Here is a 23,685-nt window from a genome sequence, read left to right on the forward strand (position 1 = left end):
GCTCAATGCGGCGCCTCGCAAATGCCGAGTTGCTGTGCCATCAATACAAGCTCGGCAAAGGTGCGCGCCTTCATCTTGCGCATGGCCTGGCCGCGATGAATTTTCACTGTGACCTCGCTGATACTTAGCTCGCTGGCGATCTGCTTATTCAGCAGACCGGCCACCACCATGCGCATGACCTCGGCCTCACGCGGCGTCAGGCTCTGGTAGCTGGCTCGCAGTTCATCCAGCTTACGCATGCCATGGCGGCGATGCTGATCCTTTTGCAAGGCGGCGGCCACGGCATCGAGCAGGTCCTGCTCGCGGAATGGCTTCGCCAGAAAATCCTCAGCACCAGCCTTCATAGCGGCAACGGTCATGGGGATGTCGCCGTAACCAGTCATAAAAATGATTGGGACCTGGATGCCCATTTGGGACAGCCGGGCCTGCAGGTCCAGGCCACTCTGCCCGCGGAGCCTGACGTCGAGCAGAAGGCAAGTGGGCGCGTCCGGGAACGCGAATGCTAGCAGTTCGGCAGCGGATGCGAACAGTGCGACGCGCATCCCGACTGATCGGAAGAGGTTCTCCAACGCGCCGCGAAGCATCGCGTCGTCATCAACGATCAGCACCATCGCTTCATCCCTCGCACTGGTGTCCGCGGTTACGAAGCTGTTGATTGTCAAAGTCTATCTCCAGTGCACTCATCGGTGCGCGGGGTCTGGGCAGGCCCACTCTCGCCACCATGACCTGACCCCGCAAAACTCTCCATTACATCACATAACCGGGATCATGGACTACTTATACCATGGGGTTAGTTCAGTGTGACTGTAGGCGGCTGCCCCGGCGGCCGGCCAGTTTGCAGGCTAACGAACCCGCACGCAGCCCCAATGCCTTCCTACGCCCCAAAGGGTTGGCGAAGCCACTCCCTATTTGCTGTAGCACAGCCTGGCGGCTTCGCGATGAAACCAAGGCAGCGGACGGCTAATACGAATCGACAATAGCGACGGCCGACAGCGCCGACTATTCTTCCCTCAGGTTGCGTTCCGGACACAAACGCCGGTCGCGGCCCTTGTGCCAAGCCGCCCCGACGCGGCTCTGCCCTGGCGGTGATGCCACGGCAGCCTTACTCTCGCCCCCCCAAACAGGAGCAACGCAATGTCGAACCCCAAGCTTGAAGTCCTCACCCCGCAAAACAGCCAGCTGATCTTCATCGACCACCAACCGCAGATGGCGTTCGGCGTCCAGTCGATGGACCGCCAGGCGATGAAGAACAACGTCGTCGGCCTGGCCAAGGCGGCAAAGATCTTCAATATCCCGACGACGATCACCACCGTCGAGAGCGAGTCGTTCTCTGGCTTCACCTATCCGGAACTGCTCGACGTGTTCCCGGACCAGAAGACGCTGGAGCGCACCTCGATGAACTCGTGGGACGACCAGAAGGTGCGCGATGCGCTCAAGGCCAACGGCCGCAACAAGGTGATCGTGGCCGGCCTGTGGACCGAGGTCTGCAACACCACCTTCGCGCTGTGCGCCATGCTCGAAGGCAACTATGAGATCTACATGGTGGCCGACGCTTCGGGCGGCACCAGCAAGGAAGCCCACGACTACGCCATGCAACGCATGGTGCAGGCCGGCGCCGTGCCGGTGACCTGGCAGCAGGTGCTGCTGGAATGGCAACGCGACTGGGCCCACCGCGACACGTATGACGCCGTGATGAAGCTGGTGAAGGAACACTCCGGCGCCTATGGCATGGGTGTCGACTACGCCTACACGATGGTCCACAAGGCCGCCCAGCGCACGGCTACGGGGCACGAATCCATCGCCCCGGTGCCCGCACGCTAAACAGCTGATCAGGAAGAAGATAGTCATCGGCCTACGCACGATTTCCGTGCATAGGCCGATGCAACCAGCGATCTCATTCATCCAGGATTTCGAGCCAACTTTCAGCTAGCCCTAACCATGCAAATAGAACACACCCAGGAACAAGGTCACAACATCGATGCATCGCGCCGGCAACTGCTGGTAGGCAGCACTGTTGGCGCCGCGGCCGCATCGGTGGCGTCGCTTGCCGCACTGACGCCCACGGCCGCGGAAGCCGCGCCGGCCAGCAGCCGCGCCACGAATCAGGGCCACTACGTCACGACCAAAGACGGCACGCGCATCTTCTACAAGGACTGGGGCACGGGCAGCCCGGTGGTGTTCTCGCACGGCTGGCCGCTCAATGCCGACGCCTGGGACGCCCAGATGCTCTTTCTGGTCCAGAAGGGATTCCGGGTGATCGCCCATGACCGTCGCGGCCATGGCCGTTCGGACCAGCCCGCGCAGGGCAACAACATGGACACCTACGCCGACGACCTGGCCGCGCTGCTGGACGCCCTCGACATCAAGGGCGCCACGCTGGTCGGCCACTCCACCGGCGGCGGCGAAGTGGCGCACTACATCGGCCGTCATGGCACGAAGCGCGTGGCCAAGGCGGTGCTGATCGGCGCGGTGCCGCCTATCATGCTCAAGACCGCGGCCAATCCGAACGGCCTGCCGATGGAAGTGTTCGACGGCATCCGCAAGGGCGTGGCGGAAAACCGCTCGCAATTCTACAAGGACCTGACCACGCCGTTCTTCGGCTTCAACCGGCCCGGCGCCAAGGTTTCGCAAGGCACCATCGATGCGTTCTGGGCACAGGGCATGACCGGTGGCCTCCTGGGCCAGTACGCCTGCATCAAGGAATTCTCGGAAGTGGACTACACCGGGGACCTGAAGAAGATCACCGTGCCGACGCTGATCCTGCATGGTGACGACGACCAGATCGTGCCCATCGACAATTCGGCCCGCCTGTCGGCCAAGATCGTCAAGAACGCCACGCTCAAGGTATATCCAGGTGCATCGCATGGCATGTGCGTGATCAACGCCGACCAGGTCAATGCCGACCTGCTGGCCTTCCTGAACGCATAAGCCGAGATGTCCATTACCCGCCGGCACTTCATCGCCTCGGCTGCCGCCCTCGGTGCGGCAGCCTCTTCGGAACTATTCGCCATGTCACCGAACCCGACTCCCGACCTCATTCTCGTAAACGGCAAGTTCGCCACGCTCGACCGTGCCAATCCGCAGGCCGACGCCGTGGCCATCCAGGACGGCCGCTTCGTCGGGGTGGGTACGCGCCAGGACATCATGAAGCTGGCAGGAACGCAGACCAGGGTGATCGACCTGAACGGCCGGCGGGCCATTCCCGGGCTGATTGACAGCCACATGCACATCATCCGCGGCGGCCTGAACTACAACATGGAGTTGCGCTGGGACGGTGTGCGTTCGCTGGCCGATGCGATGCGCATGCTCAAGGATCAAGTGGCACGCACCCCCGCACCGCAATGGGTGCGCGTGGTGGGCGGCTTCACTGAGCACCAGTTCGTGGAAAAGCGCCTGCCGACCATCGACGAACTGAACGCCGTGGCGCCCGACACTCCCCTGTTCATCCTGCACCTCTACGACCGCGCCATTCTGAATGGCGCCGCACTGCGTGCCGTTGGCTACACCAAGGACACGCCGAACCCTCCGGGCGGCGAGATCGTGCGCGATGCACGCGGCAATCCCACCGGCCTGCTGCTGGCCAAGCCCAACGCGACGATCCTCTACGCCACGCTGGCCAAGGGCCCGAAGCTACCGCCCGAGTACCAGAAGAACTCGACGCGCCACTTCATGCGCGAGGTGAATCGCCTGGGCGTGACCGGCGTGATCGATGCGGGCGGCGGCTACCAGAACTATCCCGAGGACTACAGCATCATCGAGGAACTGCACAAGGAAGGCCACCTCACGGTGCGCCTGGCCTACAACCTGTTCACGCAGAAGCCCAAGGAAGAGCTGAGCGACTTCAAGACCTGGACGTCGACCGTGAAGCCAGGCCAGGGCGATGACCTCTATCGCCACAATGGCGCCGGCGAAATGCTGGTCTACACGGCGGCCGACTTCGAGGACTTCCGTGTCGAGCGCCCCGACATGGCGCCGTCGATGGAAGCCGATCTGGAGCCGGTTATCCGCCTGCTGGCCGAAAAGCGCTGGCCGTGGCGCCTGCATGCGACCTATGACCAGACCATCACGCGCGCGCTCGACGTCTACGAGAAGGTCGCCAAGGACATCCCGTTCAACGGCCTGAACTGGTTCTTCGACCACGCCGAGACGATTTCCGACCGCAATATCGACCGCATCGCCGCGCTCGGTGGCGGTATCGCCGTGCAGCACCGCATGGCGTACCAGGGCGAGTACTTTGTCGAGCGCTACGGTGCCAAGGCCGCCGAAGCCACGCCGCCGATCAAGAAGATGCTGGAGAAGGGCGTCAAGGTCGGCGCCGGCACCGATGCCACGCGCGTGGCCTCGTACAACCCGTGGGTCTCGCTGTACTGGCTGACCACGGGCAAGACCGTCGGCGGCATGTCGATGTATCCACAGGCCAACCTGCTCGATCGCGAAACGGCGCTGCGCCTGTGGACCGAGGCCAACACGTGGTTCTCATCCGAAGTGGGCAAGAAGGGCCAGATCAAGGTGGGCCAGCTGGCCGACCTGGCCGTGTTGTCGGCCGACTACTACTCGGTGCCCGGCGACGACATCCAGGACATCACGTCGGTGCTGACCGTGCTCGGCGGCAAGGTGGTCTATGGCGACAGCGAATTCGGCAAGCATTCGCCCGAAATCCCGCCCGCGATGCCCGACTGGTCACCGGCCCGCCATGGCAGCCAGTACCAGCCGCGCCCGCAGGCCCAGGCGCGCGCACTGGCGCTGAACACCGCGTGCGGCTGCGCCAGTTCGTGCGGCGTGCATGGCCATGCACATGCCAATGCGTGGACCTCGAGCGTGCCGACGTCGGACGAAAGCACGTTCTGGGGCGCGCTGGGCTGCTCGTGCTGGGCATTCTGATCTACGTTGACCACATCGGAGAGCGGCCATGACCATCTCGACGCCCCCGCTAGCCACGGCCGGCAACAACACGCACCGGCTGCCCCGCTGGCTGCGCTGGATCGCCCTGCTTTTGCTGTGCGCAGCCTACCTGCAGGGCGGATTGGTCAAGCTGTTCGACTTCTCCAGCGCAGTGACAGAGATGCAGCACTTCGGCCTGTCGCCCGCCGTGCCGCTGGCTGCGGCGACGATTGCGCTGGAGCTTGGTGCGTCGGCAATGATCCTGACCGGCTTCTGGCGCTGGCTAGGCGCACTGGCGCTGGCGGCGTTCACGCTGATGGCCACGTTCCTGGCCAACCGGTTTTGGAGCGCACCGCCCGAGGCGCAGTTCATGATGGCTAACGCGTTCTTCGAACATCTGGGCCTGGTGGGTGGGTTCCTGCTCGTGGCGTGGGATGACCTTCGCACGCGGAGACAACCATGACGCAATCTGCCATCTCGGCGGCCAAGCCTGCATCGGGAGGCACGTTTGCCCCGCTGGCCCAGCGCACGTTTGCGGTACTGTGGGTGGCCACGATCCTCGGTAACATCGGCAGCTTCATGCGGGATGTGGCCAGCGCATGGCTGGCAACCGATCTTTCCACTTCACCGGCAGCGGTCGCCACGATCCAGGCGGCTGCCACGCTGCCCGTCTTCCTGCTAGCGATTCCGGCCGGTGTGCTCTCCGACATCCTCGACCGGCGCCGCTTCCTGATCGTGATCCAGATCGGACTGGCCATGGTCAGCGGCACGCTGATGCTGCTGGCGTGGCGCCAGGCGCTGACGATCGAAATCCTGATTGCGCTGGCGTTCGTCGGCGGTGTGGGTGCGGCGATGATGGGGCCCACGTGGCAGTCGATCGTGCCCGAGCTCGTGCCGCCGAGCACGCTGCGACAGGCCGTGGCGCTGAACTCGCTGGGCGTGAACGTCGCCCGTGCGATTGGACCGGCTACCGGGGGTCTGCTGCTCGCGGCATTCGGCGCGGCTGCCACGTATAGCGCAGACCTGCTCAGCTATGTGTTCGTCATCGCTGCGCTGATCTGGTGGAAGCGTCCCGAAAAGCCAAGCGATCCACTGCGCGAACACTTCTTCAGCGCTTTCAGAGCAGGCTTACGCTTCACGCGCGCGCACAGCAAGCTGCACGTAGTATTGGCGCGCGCCGCCGTGCATTTTGCCTTCGGCAGCGGCGTATGGGCGTTGTTGCCGCTGGTGGCCCGTCAGCTGTTGCATGGCGGCGCCGGCCTCTATGGTGTGTTACTGGGCGCAGTGGGCGCTGGCGCGATCCTTGGCGCGCTGACGATGTCCAGACTGCAGCAGCGGCTCGATGCAGATGGCATGGTGCTGTTGTCCGCGATCGTCACGGCGGTCGTCATGGCGGCGCTGTCGAGCGCACCACCCATATGGCTGGCATTGCCGCTGCTATTGCTGCTTGGCGCGGCATGGATCATGGCGCTGACCACGCTCGGCGGCGCGGCGCAGGCGATCCTGCCGAACTGGGTTCGCGGCCGCGCGCTGGCGGTCTACCAGATGGTGTTCAACGGCGCGCTGGCCGGTGGCAGCCTGGTCTGGGGCTTTGTGGCGCAGGCACTGGGCACACCGCACGCGCTGCTGATCGCCGCGGCGGGGCTGGTCGTTACCGCGCTGATCCTGCACCGCATGCGGCTGCCGGGCGGCGATGAAGACCTCGGTCCCGCACGTCACTGGCCCGAACCGGAGATGGCCGGCGAGATCGCGCAGGACCGTGGTCCGGTGATGATCCTGATCGAATACTGCATCCCGCCCGCCAACCGCGATGCGTTCCTGCATGCGGTCCACAAGCTGTCGGAAGAGCGTTTGCGTGACGGTGCGTTCAGCTGGGGCGTGATGGAAGATCCGGCCAATCCCGAACTGCTGACCGAATGGTTCCTGGTCGAGTCGTGGGCCGAGCACCTGCGCCAGCACCAGCGCGTACCGCATGCCGATGCCGATGTGCAGCGCGACGTAGCCAGCTTCCACGTGGGCGCCGAGCCGCCCCACGTAAGACACCTGCTCGGCCTGGGCTTGCCGCCGGCGTGACGTCGCACCGATTTCCCCCTCTCCAACCTTGTCACATATGAAGCTCTATCTCATCTCCCTTGGCGCCGGCATCCTGGTCGGCATTATCTATGCACTGATGCAGGTCCGCTCGCCTGCGCCGCCCGCAATTGCTTTGATCGGGCTGCTGGGCATGCTGATTGGCGAGCAGGTTGTGCCGCCGGTCAAGCGCATGCTGGCCGGCGAGCCAGTCACCATTGCATGGTTCCGCGGCGAATGCGTCCCGAAGATTACGGGTACACCGCCCAATGCGGACACGGCCGTTGAACCGTCGGCATCCCTCCCCGCGCGTAGCAAGGAAGGGAACCAATAACAGCATGAGTCGCTCCCGAAAGCAGCCCGAAGCACTTGCCAGCCGTACTAACGCAATCGCGCCCCGGCGCATTCACGTCGCCCTGGCAGCGTCTTTGTCCGCGGCCGCGGCACCTGCCGTGGCGGACAACAACGTCGCGATCTATGGTCGGCTGAACACGGCAATCGAGTATGTGACCGTGACCACCGCAACCGACGGCACCAGATTGGGCAATACGGCGCGCCTCACGAATAACCGCTCTGTGTTCGGCATGCGGGGCGAGGAACAGTTGGCCAATGGGATCAAGGCGATCTGGCAAATCGAAAGCGCCCTGTCGGTTGACAACGGCGCTGGGCAAATCGCCGCGCGGGATACCCGGCTCGGCCTTCAGAGCCCGTACGGCACCCTCTTCATGGGCAACTGGGACACGCCATACACAAGTGCAACCAAGAGCTACGACCCGTATTACGCCACCACTGCGGGTTACATGGCGCTGATAGGCAATGGCGCTGCGTCTACCAGCGACAATGTCCAGAACACCAGCTCATTTGATCGACGGCAGAAGAACTCGCTGCACTACCAGTCGCCGACGTGGCACGGCTTGAGCGGCGCCATTGCCTGGGGATTGCCGGAGGAAAAGACCACGGTGCCGCGCAATCCAGCGTTGTATTCCTTTGCCACGGCCTATGGTCACGGCAACCTGAACCTGACGCTTGCCTATGAAATCCACCAGCACTATCAGACCAGCGGACGCAACGACGACGCAATCAAGGCAGGAGTTTCCTACCAGTTCCCATCGACGCGCATCAGTGCCCTGTATGAACGCCTGCACTATCGTACCGCCACCGGAGACCTTACGCGCAATGGCTACTATGTCTCGCTGATACAGGAGTTTGGCCCCGGCAGCATACGCGCCGGCTTCGCCTTTGTCGGCGATGGCACCGGCACAGCTATGGAAACGATTGGATCCGTCCGAAGTGGTTCGGATACCGGCGCATTTCAGGTGACCGTCGGCTATGACTACCCCCTTTCCAAGCGAACCGCGCTATACGCCTACTACAGCCGCATCAACAACCGCAGCAATGCGAACTATGACTTCGCCATCAACAACCTCGGTATCAAGGCTGGCGCAGACCCGCAGACGTTCGCCATTGCGATGCGGCACAGCTTCTGACCGTCCGCTGACCAACCAACGTGAGAGACCGCATTGACACCCACACAGCTTCCTGACGCCGGTCGCCGCGCGGATCTTTCAGGACCGGCGTTCGGCTGCATCCTGGCCTTCGTCGCCGGCTATGTAGACGTGGTCGGGTTCATTTCACTATTCGGCCTGTTTACTGCGCACGTGACAGGAAACTTCGTGATGATCGGCGTCGACATCGCCGGTGATTCTGCGGGCCTGCTCGCAAAACTGCTTGCGCTTCCGACTTTTGCCTTGGCGGTTGCCGCCGCCAGGCTGACCGAGTCACGCATCGTACGGGACAAACAATCGGCACCCTCGCTGTTGCTGTTTGCCGAGGCCTTGGCGCTGGTTCTCTTCATAGTTGCAGGGTTCCACGCCTCTCCCATTTCCGATCCAAGTACGCCTGCAGCCGTCGGCGCCGGCATGCTTGCCGTAGTGGCCATGGGTATTCAGAACTCACTGTCCCGGACGTCCTTGTCAGACCTCGGCCCCACCACGATCATGACCGGAAATACGACGCAAATTATCATCGACCTGGTGGACCTGCCATCCGCATCTGAGGCGGAAGACAAAGCCATACGCGGTCGGCTCAAAAAGATGGTACCGGCGCTCGCGGGTTTCGCATCGGGCGCCGCTCTCGGCGCCCTTGGCTATTCGATGCTTTCGCTCTGGTGTGTAATGCTGCCAGCCGTATTGCTGACGGCGCTCAGTTTCCTGACTTGGCGCAATGGCGCGAACAGCCTGCAGAAGTGAATTGGCAGACGTGTGAATTCGAGACGCCCTCGCCTTCCTCGGTTCACCGCTCTCACATCGCCGCTACCAGTGCCGAACTGAGCAAACAGCATTCCAAAGTCCGCGACCAGGCCGAAGACCCAGCCAGCTGATATGACTCCCGGTGTCAATCGAGATTGGTTTGGTTCAGTTTCACAGTTCCATATTGAGGGGGCCCAATTTCCTGAGGGCGACGTAGCAGTAAGTCTCGACGGTGGATCAGGCTGATATCCGCGGGTTGGCTACCGCATTACAGAGGTCCGCCCAATGAGCCTGCCGCTATCTAATGCCGCAAGTCGGATGAAGTCCGTTGCCTAGCTGGAGCGCGGGTTGCTCGTGGTGCCGGGCTACGCCGCCTTCAGGAAACTGAGATGTTGCTAGGTGCTGGGTTACGTTGCCTCGTTCGGTTCGGCAAGCGACATCGCAAGCCGGCTGATGTCCCAGATGAACCCGCTCAGTTCGCGGGCCACCGCGACCACCGCAATGTTCGGGTTCTTGCCGCGTGTGGCAAGTTTCCGATAGCGCCGGCACAGTCGAGTCTGGGCGTCCCAGGACCGGTCAACGATGGCCTTAGGGATGCCTTCGTGCCGGCGCTGAATCTCGGGGCTCACGCGTGCGGGGTGCCAGTAACTCCAAGCGGCTTCGATCAGTAGCTTTCTTGCATAGCTATTGCCGTTCTTGGTGATGCTGCCCCGCCGTCGTTTTTCTCCCGATGAGTGTTCAGCGGGTGTCACCCCGAGCCAGGCCATCAGTTGGCGCGGATGGACAAAGCGCGAGAGATCGCCCAACTCGGCGAGGATGCCTATCGCCGTGGTGAACTGCACACCGCGCATGGCCTGCAGCCCCAGTACGGCCGGATAGAAGTGCCAGTTGACCACGGCTTCGCGCAAGGCCGCTTCGAGACGGTTGCATTGGGCGAGCCGATCCTCGATGGTCCGTCGATATTCGTCAAAGGCAAGTTGTTGCCACACGGCGTCGAACGCAAAGGCACTGATCCAGCGCCGGTGCGCCGGTCCCCAGTCGGCTCTGCCGGTGTAGCGAACACCGTGCGAGAGCAGAAAAGCTTTCAGCCTTTGTTGGGCCCGCTTCAGATCGTCCTTGGCGCTGACCCAGGCGCGTGACAGATCCCGGAATGCTTCGTCTTCGACGCTGGGCACGTACACGGCCGAGAGGTCACCGGCGCGCAGCGATCGCACGAGCTTGACCGCATCGCGACGATCGGTCTTGACGCGCTCGCCGGGCTTCTTCGGGATCAGCGACGGCGCGCACACCATGCACTCGAATCCCTTCCCTGCAAGCTGCCGGTAAAGGCCATATCCGCATGGGCCCGCCTCGTAGACGATGCGGATCCGGCGCGCTTTGGACTGCAGGCGCTTGCACAGGCGATCGATATCGGCCTTTGAAGTACCGATCTTGCTAAGCAGCTCGACCTCACCCATGCCGATTGCATAGGCGACCGTGATCGAGTCCTTATGGACGTCAAGACCTACATACAAAGTGCTATCGTGTTCCATGCTGGCCTCCGCGCTGGAAATCGCCGGGTGTGGCACTGTCCACACCATGCGGCTCTGGCAGTGATGCTAACCCGCGTTTGATTCCTCGCGGCGGGCCAGCCCTCTTGCCCCCAGGGGAGTCATACTGACTAATACGAACAGACAATGGCCACATCCTGCATCGCCAATTAATCTCTCCTGGCTTTGCAGGATCACGACACGCTGCAACTGACATTGACCTCAATCGGCGTTTGGAAGCCTGTCCGGTCACCTTGCTGTACGGGTCCGGAGTTCGCCCCCAAACAAGTGGTCGGCCATAGCCAGGTCCTGTGTAGCCGGATCAGTGCACTGTGCGACGGACAGTCCTGCGCATCCTGCGCGGGGAAGGGTGACTCATCGGCTGCCCCCTCTGGTTTCGCATCCGTGTACTGATCGCCGGCACGAAGCCCCCCAATCTCCTTCACCAACAAGAAGAATCACGATGAACAGAGACACTCTCACCACGGCTGCGGGCGCACCGGTCACCGACAATCAGAACTCCCAGAGCGGCGCCATTTCGACGCAGCTATGCATGTAATACCTTGGTATGACACGGACAGAATAGCTGGCTGCCTCACTATCGCGGGGGGACTGATTTTCCTGGCCAGCGTGACTTCATCGCAACGTAGCGTGGGACGTGCACCCGAGGAATCGGCGATACCATCGTATGATAGGGTGTGCACAGGTTCGGCGTTACTCTTCCAGCAGAGCAATGCCGGCGCTCAGCGCGTGTTCAAGGAGTCAGTGTGATAGCTCGCCCCACGATCGCAATAGTTGACGACGATGTCGCCGTCCGAAATGCCATGGGGGGGCTGCTGCGTTCGCTCGATTTTGGCGTGCAGTTGTTCGGAGGCGGCCAAGAGCTACTGCGGTGCACTTCGCTGCCTTGCATGTCCTGCGTGATCACGGACGCGCAAATGCCCGGCATGGACGGCTTCGCTTTGATAGAGGCCTTGCGCGCACGCAATCTCGATATGCCTGTCATTTTCATGACAGCATTTGCGCATGAGGGATTCGATCAGCGTGCCAAGGCAATGGGTGCGACGTGCGTTCTTTACAAGCCATTTCAGGACACGGACATGATCCGATGCATTGAAAAAGCAATTCGTCCTCGCAAGACGGACTCTCCTCCATCGTGAGTGTGTCGTGCAGTGGATCGATGAGACGTCCTTACATCACCTTCATCCTCTGCACGCTGCCCGACGCCGTCCCTACGCTATGGTTGCGGTTCCAAGCTGTCTAGGCTGCAGCCGGATGGCAGGCTGCTCATCAGCTTCGGACTCAGAGGGAAGCAGCACGAGACCGAGAGTTTGCGCAAGAAGCACCAGATCGGCGAAACTCCGAGCTCTCATTTTTCGCATTGCCTGGCATCGATGAACTTTGACAGTCACCACGCTGATGCACATGGCGGCGGCAATCTCCTTGTTTGTCAAACCTGATGCGGCATGCGCCATGACCTCACTCTCCCGCGGCGTCAGGGAACGGAAGCAGTCGCGCACTGCAGCCAATCGGCACAAGCGCTCACGCCGCGAGCCCTCCTTCTGTAGTGCCTCCGTGACGGCATCGAGCAGTTCCTGTTCACGGAACGGCTTGGAAAGAAAGTGTTCTGCCCCCGCCTTCATGGCAGCAACCGTCATCGGAATGTCCCCGTAGCCGGTCATGAAGATGATGGGAATATGAATGCCGAGCTCTGCCATGCGGGCTTGCACATCCAAGCCACTTTGCCCCTTCAGGCGCACATCGAGAACCAGGCAACAAGGCGCATCTGGGAAGCCGAAGGCAAAAAGCTCGGCCGCCGATCCGAGCAGCACGGCGTGGATGCCGACTGAACGAAATAGGCTTCCCAGCGCGTTTCGGACCTGCAAGTCATCATCGACAACAAGGACCACCGCGTCGTCCTGCGGCGCTGATTCGGCGCGCATCGGTAATACAGCAGTCACGGTAGGGCCCTCCACGTAGCATCGACATCAGAGGCGCGATCACCCCATGACTCCATGTGGGGAGATACGACGCACCCGACAGCAATGTAGTGTTACGCCAGCCCTTTGGCTTGAACGCGTGTGCGCTCCATTGTCTTTTTGTGCTCAGCGCGGGCCAGATAATGGCTGGCAAGTGCTGGCACCAGGCGTGCCTAGTCCTGCCGACCGCTCCGCCAGTCACCCGGCGTGAGGCCAAGCTTCTTAGAGAAGCTGCGTGTGAGATGGCTCTGATCCGCAAAGCCGCACGACGCGGCAATCCCAGCTATCGGCAAGTCCGTGGTGCGCAGCAGTGCCGCCGCGCGCTCGAGGCGACGCTCCAGCAGCCATTCATGCGGTGTTTTGCCGGTACTCTGCCGAAATGCCCGGGAAAAATGACTTCGGGACAATTGACACGCATCCGCAACCTCGGCAATGGACACGTTTCCGTCGTCCAGCCGCGCCGCGAGGAACTCCTGCGCCCGCGCAAGTATGCGAGGCGAAAGTCGGCCAATGGAGGGAATGCGTCCCCGATTGACACCTCCATAGTGTTCGACCAGGTATGTGCCGATCACGTGTCCGAGTTGATCGATAAACAACCTGCTCGCGCCTTCAGGCCGCGCGAGCGCGGGTAAGAGTGCCTGGGCGAGATGGGCCAGCACGGCGTCCGTCTGCGCCGCGGCATGCCGCAGTTCAAGACCTGCGGGGCAGCCAAGTTCCAGGGCTGTACGCTCCATGAAGGGGCGCGGCAGTTCGATGAGTACGAAATCAAACGTCCCATACATGTCCGCCTTGTAGTCATCCTGGAAGTTCCGCAGATAGATGGAACCTGCCTCGAATGCATGCATGTTCGCCTGATTCGGACGAAAAATGCGTCGACGATGGCCTTCCATCAGAGAGACGCCAACCAGAAACCCTCGTGCTGAAGCTGGGGTCACTACCTGACTCATCCGCTCAATCACGGAACTCTTGCGGTAGAAATTGAGATCGCCGGCGGCAAGCGCCTGATCGTATCGCAATGCCTCCGACAAGCACCCCAATGAGTCGCGCTGAATGGCCGGCTTGGCAGATTCGTGAGTAGATGTGGAGAGTCGCATGGCCAGGTAGTCATGATCGTCGCGCCAAGCCAGACACGACCGGGCGACCTTGCGTTACTGAAAATACCATTGACGCTGGCAGCTCGAAAAGCGCCCGCCTTCCTGCAGTCAGACGACTGCCTGGAGAACATACTATCATCGCCAACTCCGAAGGAATTAAGGCTGCTGATATCGCCCCCCGATCTTCAAGCAGATCGCGACATGCTTGCCGGCCTGGATGCCGAATACGTTACAGACGCGCCAAGCGTGTAGGCCAGTCATACCAGAAGACGATGGAAACTGTGGGCTCATCCGAATAAAGTGCACAAGCCCCAAGTCAACATTTGGCCGCGCTAGCCCGGCACTTGAGACAGACACGGGATGAGCAAACACGGAGATTCCATGAATGGCAACATCTGCTTAAAGACGGCCCAGCTCCAGGCAGCGGCCCATGCCAATGAACAAGACGCGACGTTGTGGCGCTGGTTCTCAGATCAGATGGAAGACCAGATGATGAGCTGCGAACGCAAAAGGGGAGACTGGATCATTTGCGTGGCCGGTCGCGAACTGGCGCGTGACCCGTCCTTCGACCTGGCGGTTCGCGCCGCTCACTTCCTTTGCCGCGCACTGAAAGCCTTGTAGACGAGCCGGTGACGATGTACGCGCTGCGGCTCACAGGGTCGACAATTGGCGCTCTTGCCGCTGCCGGCACCCATTAAGGCCATCGCCTAGTACAACGAGGCAGTACTTTACGGCTGCCGCCGCTACTTCGAAGCTCTCGACGTGGCGTATCGCCGGTGGCCGGTTGCACTTCTTCGGCGGCCACTCTGGCCATCCGGCTTCACCCAGTGCCTTGCATACGCACATGTGATTGGGCGGTCTACGCCGGTCGTCCATTCGTAGGAACCTGCTCTCTATTTGTCGCGCTATATCGCTCGCGCGGCGATTTTCAACAAACGGCTGGTCACCCAGCGACCTTAACAAGGTACGCACTTGCAAGACGATGACGCTCGACGCCGCGGAACTCATGTTGCGCTTCTTCCAAGGGCGATGGACCCACCAGGACAGGGTTCTCTCGCGTCTCGACGAACGGAATTCAATTTTTTTGAATAACTATTGCGGAGATAGGCCGCTCTCTGGGATGTGTCGATCGGTATAGTTCTGCACATGGACAGCGCAACAACGCAGTGTTGCGAATTCGCGCCGGCAACCAAAACTCAAATCGTTGAATCAAATTTTTTGGAGAGAAATCATGTCGAACGCCAAGCTGGAAGTCCTGACCCCGCACAACAGCCAACTGATCATCATCGACCATCAGCCCCAGATGGCCTTTGGCGTGCAGTCGATGGACCGCCAGACCATGAAGAACAACGTCGTGGGCCTGGCCAAGGCGGCCAAGATCTTCGACGTGCCGACCACCATCACCACGGTGGAGAGCGAGTCGTTCTCCGGCTATACCTACCCAGAGATCCTGGACGTGTTCCCCGGCAAGGAAACGCTGGAGCGCACCTCGATGAATTCCTGGGATGACCAGAAGGTGCGCGACGCGCTGGCCGCTGATGGCCGCAAGAAGATCGTCGTGGCAGGCCTGTGGACCGAAGTCTGCAATACCACCTTCGCCCTGAGTGCGATGCTCGAAGGCGACTATGAAATCTACATGGTGGCCGATGCCTCGGGCGGCACGACCAAAGAAGCCCACGACTACGCGATGCAGCGCATGATCCAGGCCGGCGTGGTACCGGTGACTTGGCAGCAGGTGCTGCTCGAATGGCAGCGTGACTGGGCACACCGCGATACCTATGACGCCGTGATGAAGCTCGTCAAGGAACACTCTGGCGCCTACGGCATGGGCGTGGACTATGCCTACACGATGGTCCACAAGGCCGCGCAACGTACTGCAACCACGCACGAGTCGATCGCGCCCGTGCATGCGCCAGTGATTGAGAACTAAACAACTCCAGTCTGCGCCGAAAGCTTTCTGTAGTTTTCGGCGCCATACAACCTTCGGCTGCAACGCCGCCACGGCTCACTGAAAAATGACACACGACAAGAAGATCGCCACAAAGTGGGAAATGGCGGCGTTTGCATTCCTTACCGGCTTTAATGCACACGCCCACACGTCTTCGTCACTGGGCGTTCTCTCAGGCACCCTCGCCGTTTGCGCGCTGATTGCGCGGGCCATGCATAGCTGGGCAGAACAGCCCTTTAACGCGAGCGCCGCTCCCTGGTAAGAAAAGCGCAGTCCTACGGCCACACTTTCATTTCATCCGCCAAAACCCTGCTTCCCGGACGTTTCCCATGGACACCCCATTTCACCAGTTTTCTGACCTGTTCGCCCAGCTCGGCTTGCCATCCAGCAAAGCGGACATCCTTGCGTTCATTGCAAAGCATTCGCCGTTACCGCAAGACATCAATCTTTGGGAAGCACCATTCTGGACGCCGGCCCAGGCAGCCTTGCTGCGCGACGAATTTGACGAGGATGCAGACTGGGCACAGGCCGTGGACCAATTGAATCTTGCGTTGCGCACAACTGCTTGACGGAACGGTGCTGGAGACCTGCTCCAATTCCTGACTGAGGCCAATGCTGTTGCTGCACGGAACCGGTGTATTGACACGAATGCTGCTCCGCTCGCCGCAGGACCCGGCGGCGGTCGAACAGTCGCCGCGCTGTTTGTTTCAGTCTTGTAGCGGTCAAGCAACCCAGGTCCAGGCCACCGACAAGACAAGCGCAACAGCAACGCCTGGTACGGTGGCCCCGACTTCCTTCGTTTCCGAACCCGAAGCCCCATCTGCTTTGCCAAAGGAGAAAGTGAAGAAGACCAGCAAGTAGTAAAGCGCGTCCTCTACCGCAAATGCCATGGCCGAGAGGAAAAATCAGTCGTATCTGTCCCCAGGGACTGCTCAAACTGCGGCAACGCTCCGTATCAGTTCCTTGCCCTGATTCAGCACGTTGCCGATTGCCACGCCTACTTCCCACCACTGGAAGGCTTCGGCGGGGAGGCAATGCTGGTGCATCAACACTGACGCTCCCCGAGGCGTTAGCTCTGGGTCTACCCATGCTGCGGCATTCACGCCAGACAGTACGACAGGCCGGCTGTCATTGACATCGGTTAGACCTCCTTTGGCATCGTCGGTAATGAGGACAAAACCTGCCCCCTCAGGCTGAACGGATACGCCAGGTGCCCAATATGCCAAGGCTGCTAGGAAACAAGGTCCATCTTTGCGACCGGTTTTGGGGTTCTCTGTTCTTCAGGCCTCCGGCCAGTTGGCGCGGAGAAGGAGCTAGGGCAATGCGCCCTGGCGACTGGATTTGCCGAAAAATAAAGTTCGTGGTTGGGCCGCTCGAGTACTACGGCACACGTGCATTGAGCCATGCAGCCTCCGTCATTAAACGCTGGCCAAGTGCCCGGATTCGTCCACGCGCTCGCCGCGCGCACTGCGGTGCGCTGTGAGGCGTCGGCATCCGTTGGATGCCTCGACGAACTCGCCGAAAAATGAAGTCAATCTCATTCTCAGTGAAGTCGCCATAGTTGCGGTAGGCGGTGCGCATTTCTCTTAGATACGCCTCCAGCTCGACCTCCGCCGCCAATGCCAGCGAGTTAGCTAGCAGCGACCGCGAATGCAAGCGCAACCAGCGACGCCGCCAAGGCTTGTAACCCTCGTCGTCCATTTGACCCCCGATACCCGAGCGCCACCTCCATATGCGACCAAGGCGACAGTAGCCATGACCAGATACCTGTGTGGTGCAATATTTGCAATCCATCATAGGCCGCTGCGGCGTGAGCAGCAATCGACAATGCCCGAAAATGGGTCCCACTAACGAGGGGGGCGGGGGAATCTAAAATGTCCACTGAGATGTCGCATGAACCCGACAACCTCGGTCGCTCCATTCAAATCAACTCGTTGTTAGGGCACGCAAGCAATGAGGCCAATCAGGTCCTGATTTCGCAGAACCAGCGGCGCACGTTCGGGAATTGTTCCCGGCAACTCTCAACTATCTCGTTTGACGGCCTGTTCACTCGGCGGTTGTATAAGACGACAGCGGAAATGTAAGTCGACTTTCAGTCGTGGCTGCATCTAAACGTTCCTCAGAACCATATTGCTGCGAGCGTCATGGCGAAGTTCGGGCTGCGTTTCAAGATTGAACGGTCCGCATGCCTAGCAATTTGCTTCGGCTTGCCTTACTCTTAAACAGCTTGGTTGGGTATCTCCGCAACAGCTGCAATCTCCTTCTCTGCGTGGTCGAAAGACCGATTGATAGTGCCCGCTGAGGTTCGCGCCTCACGGGCCTTCTTTTTGCCAGGCTGATTGAGCTTGATGCAAGCTCTACCAATGAATTCGTCAATCGAGTCGCCGGCACATGCAATGCGTTCTCGCGCCGAAGCGTCGAACGAACTCCTTCGATAGCTGCATTTCTTGCGGCATCTCGCCGACGGCGGTGAGTGTGAACCCAAAGCGGGCAAAGAATGCGGGATATTCAGACGTGAGCACCGCAGCCTTGGTGCAGCCATGGGCGCGGGCACGCATCAAGACAGCCCCGACAAGATGAGTGGCAACCTGGTGGCCCCGACACTCCGCTAGAACCGCAACGGATTGGATGATGACCGTCTCGCCATATATTTCACCGCAGGCGCAACCGATTACCTTTTCCCCTAGGACCGCCAGACTGAAGAGGCGGGACAAGTGGTCCATATCGCTGATGGGCAAACCGCAGGAGTGGAGCACCTGCGAGACGGCCTGCATATCTGCAGGGACGGCTGCCCGGATTCGCATGTCTTTTATCATTCTTTTTATCCTGGCCTCCCGACGTGCGTACGACCGATTGAGCGTATCACCTCACAAAGGTGCGCCGTGCATCCGCGCGTCTTCCCGATTTGCTATATCGGCCAGTGTCATACGTCAATGACTGAGGAATATACTGTCACATTTTCTGCCTCTTCATCAAAAGGCGGTCCTGCTAACCACAATAAAAGTCCCCCGAAAGCGCGTCGTGCTAAAGGCTCGCTCTTCTAGACAGTATGTCCTAGTGGAGATAAATTCTTTCACCCGACTGAGTCATCAATGTTCTTCAACGCACATTGCCACTCTTAACTCTGATATAAGTCGGATTAATTTCACATCATAATATCGACGAAGGGCCACATAACAGTTTGCAAGCACTCACTGCGATGAAGAAATAGGAATCTACATTGAGCGCTGCGGAGCCGCGGGTGATGCTCCGGAACGTCTAGTGCGCATCATCGCAAAAATATAGCTGCCAGCCTTACTGGACAAGGAATACAGCCTGATTGGGATGTGCTGAGCACCTATTTATTTGTGGTTTTCGCAGTTATGTATTTTTCATTGCCACTTCCTCAATATCGGGCGCCCCACCCGCCTTACAAATACTTAAACAAATTCATTCCCTGAATCTGCATAAACGACTGCTGCGCCCCCTGCAGCGCTGTCTGCCGCTGGTAATACTCGGTGATCGCCTTCGCGTAATCCAGATCCTGCAGCCCCGACAGCGTCTGCGCATAGGTCAGGTCGCGATTGGACCCCACGTCGTCCAGCGCATCCAGTTCATTCATGCGCGAGCCCACCGATGCGCGCACGGTCAGAACGTTGTCGAGCGAGTTGGAGAACTGGCGCGTGGCGGTGGAGATGACGTTGCCAAGATGGGCCCGATCGCTGTTGTTGGGGGTGGGCTGGCGCAGCGTGTCGATCACCGTCTGCAGGTTGGCGAACATGTCGGTGCCGGCCTTGCTGGCGGGATCCATGGTCATGGTGTCGCCGTCCTTGGGGTCGCCGGTCACGTTGAAGCTGACGCCGGCGACGTCGATATGGGCTGGCGACGTGTAGGCAACGGGGCCCTTCACGACCGGTGCGGGGGTCGTGCCTGCCGACAGGTCGGTGATGGTGTATTCCATCTGGCCGCTGGCATTGGTCGCAAACTTGACCTCCATCGAGAGCCCATAGTTGGGATCGCTGGGGTTCGTGGTCGACACCGTGCCGAACGTGGCGCTGCCGGTGTTGTTGGCATTGCCCTTGACAACATAGCCGGCGCCGCCGGTCACGCTCATGAACACTTCCCGCCCGGTGTTGCCGGCGGGCATCTGGCGCGCCACATCGACCTGCAGCAGTTGCTGGCCGTTGTCGCCGATGTAGGTGCCGGGGCCCGTGCTCTGCGTGAACGGCGCGCTGCCGGAGCGGGTGCCGCCGAACAGGTACTGGCCGTTGCCGTCGTCGGAGTTGGCCAGTCCCGCCAACTGGTTATACAGGCCTTCCAGCGCCGTGGCCAGCGAGCCGCGGTCGGCATCGCTCATGGTGCCGTTGCCGGCCTGGACCAGCAGCGTCTGGATGTTCTGCGTGACGGTGGTCACGGACTGCAGCGCGTTCTCTTCCGCGGCCAGCGCGATATTGGCCTGCTTGCGCGAGGTTGCGTACTGGCCGTTGACGGCCTGTGCCTGGCTCACGCCCAGCGCGCGGGTGGCGCCGACGGGATCGTCGGACGGCGTCAGGATGCTGCGGCCGGTGCCGAGCTGCTGCTGGATATGCAGCAGCGAGCCCTGCTGGTAGTTCATCGAAGCCAGGCCTTGCTGGTACAGGGTGGAGCTTGCAACGCGCATATTGGTTACCTCTTCTGACTCTGCTGACGCTTTTGGGTGCCGCCGCTTACCTGCCGATGCCGATGATGGTGTCGAACAGCGTGCCGGCCGTCTGGATCACCCTGGCATTGGCCTGGTACAGCTGCTGGAAGCGCAGCATCGACACAGTCTCCTCGTCCATGTTGACGCCGGACACCGATTGCTGCGCGGTCTTGATCTGCGTGGTGATGCTGTCCTGCGAGGCCGAGGCGATCTTGACCGACTTGGCGCGCGTGCCGACGTCGTTGACCAGCTGCGCGTAGCCTTCGCTGAAGCTGGACACGCCGCCGATAGTCTTGGCGTTCTGCAGCTTGGCCAGCGCCAGCATGTTGCCGTTGTCCTTGACCGCGCCAGCGTTGCTGACCAGCGTGAAGGTGTCGCCGGCCTTGGGCGTGCCGCCGAAGCTGAAGGTCAGGCCGTTGAGGGTGAAGTCGGTATTGCTGCCGTTGGCTACGCCCACCGGCTGTGGCGCCATCACGGTGCCGCCAACCTTGAAGACGTACTTGTTGAGGCTGCCGTCGAACTCGGCAGTGATATTGGCGGCCGGCAGTGTAAAGCCGGGCGCGACGTTGCTCAGGCTTGCCGTGCCGCTGCCCTTGTTCAAGGCTCCCGCTTCGACGTGTGCCGGCGATGCCGCGGCGATCCTGGCCGGGTCGCTGATCGCCATGTCGAAGCCGGTGGCGGCATTGCGCGTGGGCTGGATCGTGAACGAATCGTTGGTGCCCATCGCCGCATTGATCTCGACGGTGAAGCCGTCGGCGCTGAACTGCAGCGGATAGCTGGCGCCGCCGGCGGGCACCGGCGCGACCACTTGCTGGTTGTCGGAGAGGCGCGTCAGCGTGTAGTTGGTGCCGTCGAACTGCAGCTTGTAGTCGCTGGTGGTCAGGGCCGAGGCATTGGCGATCTTGGCCGTTGCCACCGTGGTTTTCACGGTGTTGTTGGCGTTGGGGATGGCGGTGGCACCACCCAGTGCAAACATGTCGGTGCCAATGGCGCCGTTCAGGTCAATGCCCAGCTCGTGCTGCGCATTGAAGCTCTGGCCGATCGCCAGCGACAGCCGGCCGATGGCGCTCTGCGCCGCGTCCAGGGATTCGGTGCGGAACTGCAGCAGGCCGCCCAGCGAGCCGCCGGTGATCGCGCCCGGCTCGCTCTCGAACACATTGCCGTTGGGCAGGGTATAGGCCACCACGGTACGGTTGGGATCGGCCGCCGAGGCAACCGCCTTCAGCGCGTACGCGTCATTGCCCATCACCAGCGGCTGGCCGTTACCGACGAAGACGTTGTAGGTGCCGCTGTCCTGCACCACCACCTTGGCGCCGACCAGCTTGGTCAGCTCCGCCACGGCCTGGTCGCGCTGGTCCAGCAGATCGTTGGGCGGCTGGCCGCCGGAGGCAGCCTTCAGGCGGGTGATTTCCTGGTTCAGGTTGGCAATCTGCTTGGTATACGCGTTGACCTGCGTGACGGCGGTGCCGACCTGCTCATTGACGCCCGCTTGCAGCTGCTTGAAGTAGTTGCTGGCCGAGCGCACCTGCCCCACCAGCGCCTGTCCGGCCGATAGCATGCCCTGGCGCGCTGCCGGATCGGCGGGGGTGTCGGCCACGGCCTGCACCGCCGCGAAGAACTTCTGCATCAGCGGCGCCAGGCCGCCCTTCTGGTCGGCGAGCAGGTTGTCGATCTGGGCGATCTGGTCCGAGTACGCCGCCAGCGATGCGCTGGCCGAGGTGGCGCCGCGCAGCTGGCCGGTCAGGAACTCGTCATAGACGCGGATCACCGTGGTGGTGTTGGAGCCGAAGCCATAGAAACCCTGGCTGGTGTACTGGCCGCCGGCCGAGGCCACGATGGTGTTCTGGCGCGAATAGCCTTCGGTCGCCGAATTGGCAAAGTTGTGGCCGGTCGTCGTCAGCGCGTTCTGCGCGGTGTTCAGGCCGGAAAGACCAATACTGAAGAGAGACATTGTGCTCTGACCCCGGATGGATGGGACTGCCGCGGCGAGGGCCGGCGGTGGTGGATGTGGAAGTTATCGGCTGGTTGGGGGCGGGACTTTAGGTGTGGAAGTGGCGTTCTCCAGATCCTGCAGGTTTGCTCCCCTTATATGAACACCGCCCGGATGCCAAGGTTTGGGTTAAGTGTTTTGACGTGTTAGGTATCGGCTGCGGTCTTATATCCGGCCTTGTGCGGTGATATGACCGCGGCCTCGATGGAAGTAGCTAGGAACGTCCTAATCTCTCATGGCGGGCTTGGTGGCCCAATGGGGTGGGGCGACGTGCCAGCAGGGCTTCAGCCCAGGCCGGCCGTTTTCTGGATCGGGTCAGCACGATGCGAGCCCCATGGATGAGCAGGCGCCGCAGGTATGGGTCGCCCCGTTTGCTGATCCCGCCCAACTGTACTTTGCCGCCAGAGCCCGACTGTCTTGGCACCAGACCCAAGCTTGCCGCGAAGGCTCTGCCTGAGCGGAAGGCTTGGGCAGAGCCCATGGTCGCCACCAGGGCCGAGGCGGTAATCGGACCAATGCCCGGAATCTCTTCGACGGTCTGCCCCGCGGGATGGCTGCGCAGCCAGTTGGCGATCTCGCGCTCTATTTCCAGGATTTGCTCATCCTCACGCCGGATTTCATCCAGTTGCCGGGCCAAGGCCGACCACAGCACAGGCGGCACGGCGTTCTCAATTTCTTCCCGACGGGCGCGTATTTCGGCCAACCCGGCGTGGCGACCTGCGGTGAAGTGCAGCCCGAATTCGCCCAGCAATCCGCGAAGCTGATTGACTCGCCGTGTACGCGTGTCGACCAGCTCGGAGCGAATCCGGTGCAAGCCCAGCAGAGCCTGCTGGGCCTCAGTCTTTACCGGCACGCTGGGCATCCCCGGTTGGAGTGCAGCCGTCCATATGGCACGCGCATCGGCAGCATCAGTCTTGTTGGTGCGTACGAACGAGCGGACATAGCGCGGATTGAGCATGGTGGCTTGATCCCCAAACTTTGGATCTTGCGCGCCCACCAGTGTGAGCCGCCGCAAGCTTCCAGGGCAAAGTGACCGGCCGGACAGTTGGACAGAAACTGAATCAGCCGGGGCTGGGAGAAGCGTTGGTTATGGATCTGGCCAGTGGAGGGGTCTACCCAATACATCTGGAAAACCGACTTTGCAATATCCAGTCCGTATGTCGTAGCATTCATTCGGGCTCTCCTTACCTCAAGTGATTGGTCGAACTTTCACCTTGGCACATCGATGCCGTCGGTCAAGCGAGAGCCCCTTTGCATTTCCGGCCGAGTGCCTACGCTAGCCCCG

The 23,685-nt window shown here is 61.2% G+C and carries 19 protein-coding genes and 2 pseudogenes; 12 read left to right on the top strand and 9 right to left on the bottom strand.

The window, feature by feature from the left end:
• Positions 1–2: 2 nt before the first annotated feature.
• Positions 3–611, bottom strand: a complete 609-nt coding sequence (locus AC3WL8_RS01075) for a response regulator transcription factor (RefSeq protein WP_211982239.1) — start codon at positions 609–611, stop codon at positions 3–5.
• A gap of 523 nt (positions 612–1,134) precedes the next feature.
• On the opposite strand from AC3WL8_RS01075, the gene AC3WL8_RS01080 reads away from it, so the two are divergent.
• From AC3WL8_RS01080 to AC3WL8_RS01115, 8 genes are all read left to right on the top strand, one after another.
• Positions 1,135–1,821: a hydrolase gene (locus AC3WL8_RS01080; RefSeq protein ID WP_013951984.1), complete on the top strand. Its 687-nt coding sequence runs from the start codon at positions 1,135–1,137 to the stop codon at positions 1,819–1,821.
• Positions 1,822–1,938: 117 nt separating this feature from the next.
• On the top strand, positions 1,939–2,928 hold the full coding sequence (locus tag AC3WL8_RS01085; protein ID WP_013951983.1) for an alpha/beta fold hydrolase: 990 nt from the start codon (positions 1,939–1,941) through the stop codon (positions 2,926–2,928).
• A gap of 6 nt (positions 2,929–2,934) precedes the next feature.
• Complete coding sequence (locus AC3WL8_RS01090) at positions 2,935–4,881, top strand: amidohydrolase (protein ID WP_371827365.1); 1,947 nt, start codon at positions 2,935–2,937, stop codon at positions 4,879–4,881.
• A 28-nt stretch (positions 4,882–4,909) separates the two neighbouring features.
• Positions 4,910–5,344, top strand: coding sequence for a DoxX family protein (locus AC3WL8_RS01095; protein WP_013951981.1), 435 nt, complete (start codon positions 4,910–4,912; stop codon positions 5,342–5,344).
• Complete coding sequence (locus AC3WL8_RS01100; RefSeq protein WP_211979580.1) at positions 5,341–6,954, top strand: MFS transporter; 1,614 nt, start codon at positions 5,341–5,343, stop codon at positions 6,952–6,954. Before AC3WL8_RS01095 ends, AC3WL8_RS01100 begins: the two co-directional genes overlap by 4 nt.
• A gap of 37 nt (positions 6,955–6,991) precedes the next feature.
• Complete coding sequence (locus AC3WL8_RS01105) at positions 6,992–7,285, top strand: XapX domain-containing protein (RefSeq protein WP_013951979.1); 294 nt, start codon at positions 6,992–6,994, stop codon at positions 7,283–7,285.
• Positions 7,286–7,289: 4 nt separating this feature from the next.
• Positions 7,290–8,438, top strand: coding sequence for a porin (locus AC3WL8_RS01110; protein WP_013951978.1), 1,149 nt, complete (start codon positions 7,290–7,292; stop codon positions 8,436–8,438).
• 33 nt (positions 8,439–8,471) lie between these two features.
• Positions 8,472–9,200, top strand: coding sequence for a YoaK family protein (locus AC3WL8_RS01115; protein WP_211979579.1), 729 nt, complete (start codon positions 8,472–8,474; stop codon positions 9,198–9,200).
• A gap of 407 nt (positions 9,201–9,607) precedes the next feature.
• Here AC3WL8_RS01115 and AC3WL8_RS01120 read toward each other — a convergent pair whose 3' ends face one another.
• Positions 9,608–10,732, bottom strand: a complete 1,125-nt coding sequence (locus tag AC3WL8_RS01120; RefSeq protein WP_211979578.1) for an IS110 family RNA-guided transposase — start codon at positions 10,730–10,732, stop codon at positions 9,608–9,610.
• 764 nt (positions 10,733–11,496) lie between these two features.
• Here AC3WL8_RS01120 and AC3WL8_RS01125 point away from each other — a divergent pair.
• Positions 11,497–11,889 carry a response regulator transcription factor gene (locus tag AC3WL8_RS01125; RefSeq protein WP_041228523.1) on the top strand — a complete coding sequence of 131 codons (393 nt, stop codon included), beginning with the start codon at positions 11,497–11,499 and terminating at the stop codon, positions 11,887–11,889.
• A 72-nt stretch (positions 11,890–11,961) separates the two neighbouring features.
• Here AC3WL8_RS01125 and AC3WL8_RS01130 read toward each other — a convergent pair whose 3' ends face one another.
• Both AC3WL8_RS01130 and AC3WL8_RS01135 read right to left on the bottom strand, forming a co-directional pair.
• Positions 11,962–12,672 (bottom strand): response regulator transcription factor, encoded by a 711-nt coding sequence (locus tag AC3WL8_RS01130; RefSeq protein ID WP_211982237.1) that lies wholly within the window; start codon positions 12,670–12,672, stop codon positions 11,962–11,964.
• 209 nt (positions 12,673–12,881) lie between these two features.
• Positions 12,882–13,802 (bottom strand): AraC family transcriptional regulator, encoded by a 921-nt coding sequence (locus tag AC3WL8_RS01135; protein ID WP_041228522.1) that lies wholly within the window; start codon positions 13,800–13,802, stop codon positions 12,882–12,884.
• 381 nt (positions 13,803–14,183) lie between these two features.
• On the opposite strand from AC3WL8_RS01135, the gene AC3WL8_RS01140 reads away from it, so the two are divergent.
• The 3 genes from AC3WL8_RS01140 (at position 14,184) to AC3WL8_RS01150 (ending at position 16,319) form a co-directional block, all read left to right on the top strand.
• Entirely contained in the window at positions 14,184–14,423 is a 240-nt protein-coding gene (locus AC3WL8_RS01140) for a hypothetical protein (RefSeq protein WP_013951973.1), read from the top strand.
• Positions 14,424–15,033: 610 nt separating this feature from the next.
• On the top strand, positions 15,034–15,732 hold the full coding sequence (locus tag AC3WL8_RS01145; protein WP_013951972.1) for a hydrolase: 699 nt from the start codon (positions 15,034–15,036) through the stop codon (positions 15,730–15,732).
• Between the two features lie 347 nt (positions 15,733–16,079).
• Positions 16,080–16,319 carry a DUF2789 domain-containing protein gene (locus AC3WL8_RS01150; protein ID WP_013951971.1) on the top strand — a complete coding sequence of 80 codons (240 nt, stop codon included), beginning with the start codon at positions 16,080–16,082 and terminating at the stop codon, positions 16,317–16,319.
• A gap of 363 nt (positions 16,320–16,682) precedes the next feature.
• Here the strand turns inward: AC3WL8_RS01150 and AC3WL8_RS01155 are convergent.
• From AC3WL8_RS01155 to AC3WL8_RS01175, 5 genes and pseudogenes are all read right to left on the bottom strand, one after another.
• Positions 16,683–16,988, bottom strand: a pseudogene (locus AC3WL8_RS01155) (SOS response-associated peptidase family protein); the annotation flags it as partial.
• A 1,134-nt stretch (positions 16,989–18,122) separates the two neighbouring features.
• Positions 18,123–18,566, bottom strand: a complete 444-nt coding sequence (locus AC3WL8_RS01160; RefSeq protein WP_041228519.1) for a GNAT family N-acetyltransferase — start codon at positions 18,564–18,566, stop codon at positions 18,123–18,125.
• 593 nt (positions 18,567–19,159) lie between these two features.
• A complete protein-coding gene (gene flgL, locus AC3WL8_RS01165; protein ID WP_013951966.1) occupies positions 19,160–20,389 on the bottom strand; it encodes a flagellar hook-associated protein FlgL in 1,230 nt (409 codons plus the stop codon).
• Positions 20,390–20,435: 46 nt separating this feature from the next.
• Positions 20,436–22,361 (bottom strand): flagellar hook-associated protein FlgK, encoded by a 1,926-nt coding sequence (gene flgK / locus AC3WL8_RS01170; RefSeq protein WP_211979577.1) that lies wholly within the window; start codon positions 22,359–22,361, stop codon positions 20,436–20,438.
• 256 nt (positions 22,362–22,617) lie between these two features.
• Positions 22,618–23,573 (bottom strand): annotated as a pseudogene (locus AC3WL8_RS01175) (IS110 family RNA-guided transposase); the annotation flags it as partial.
• Positions 23,574–23,685 lie beyond the last annotated feature (112 nt).

This window comes from Cupriavidus sp. FW305-F7, from assembly GCF_058782875.1.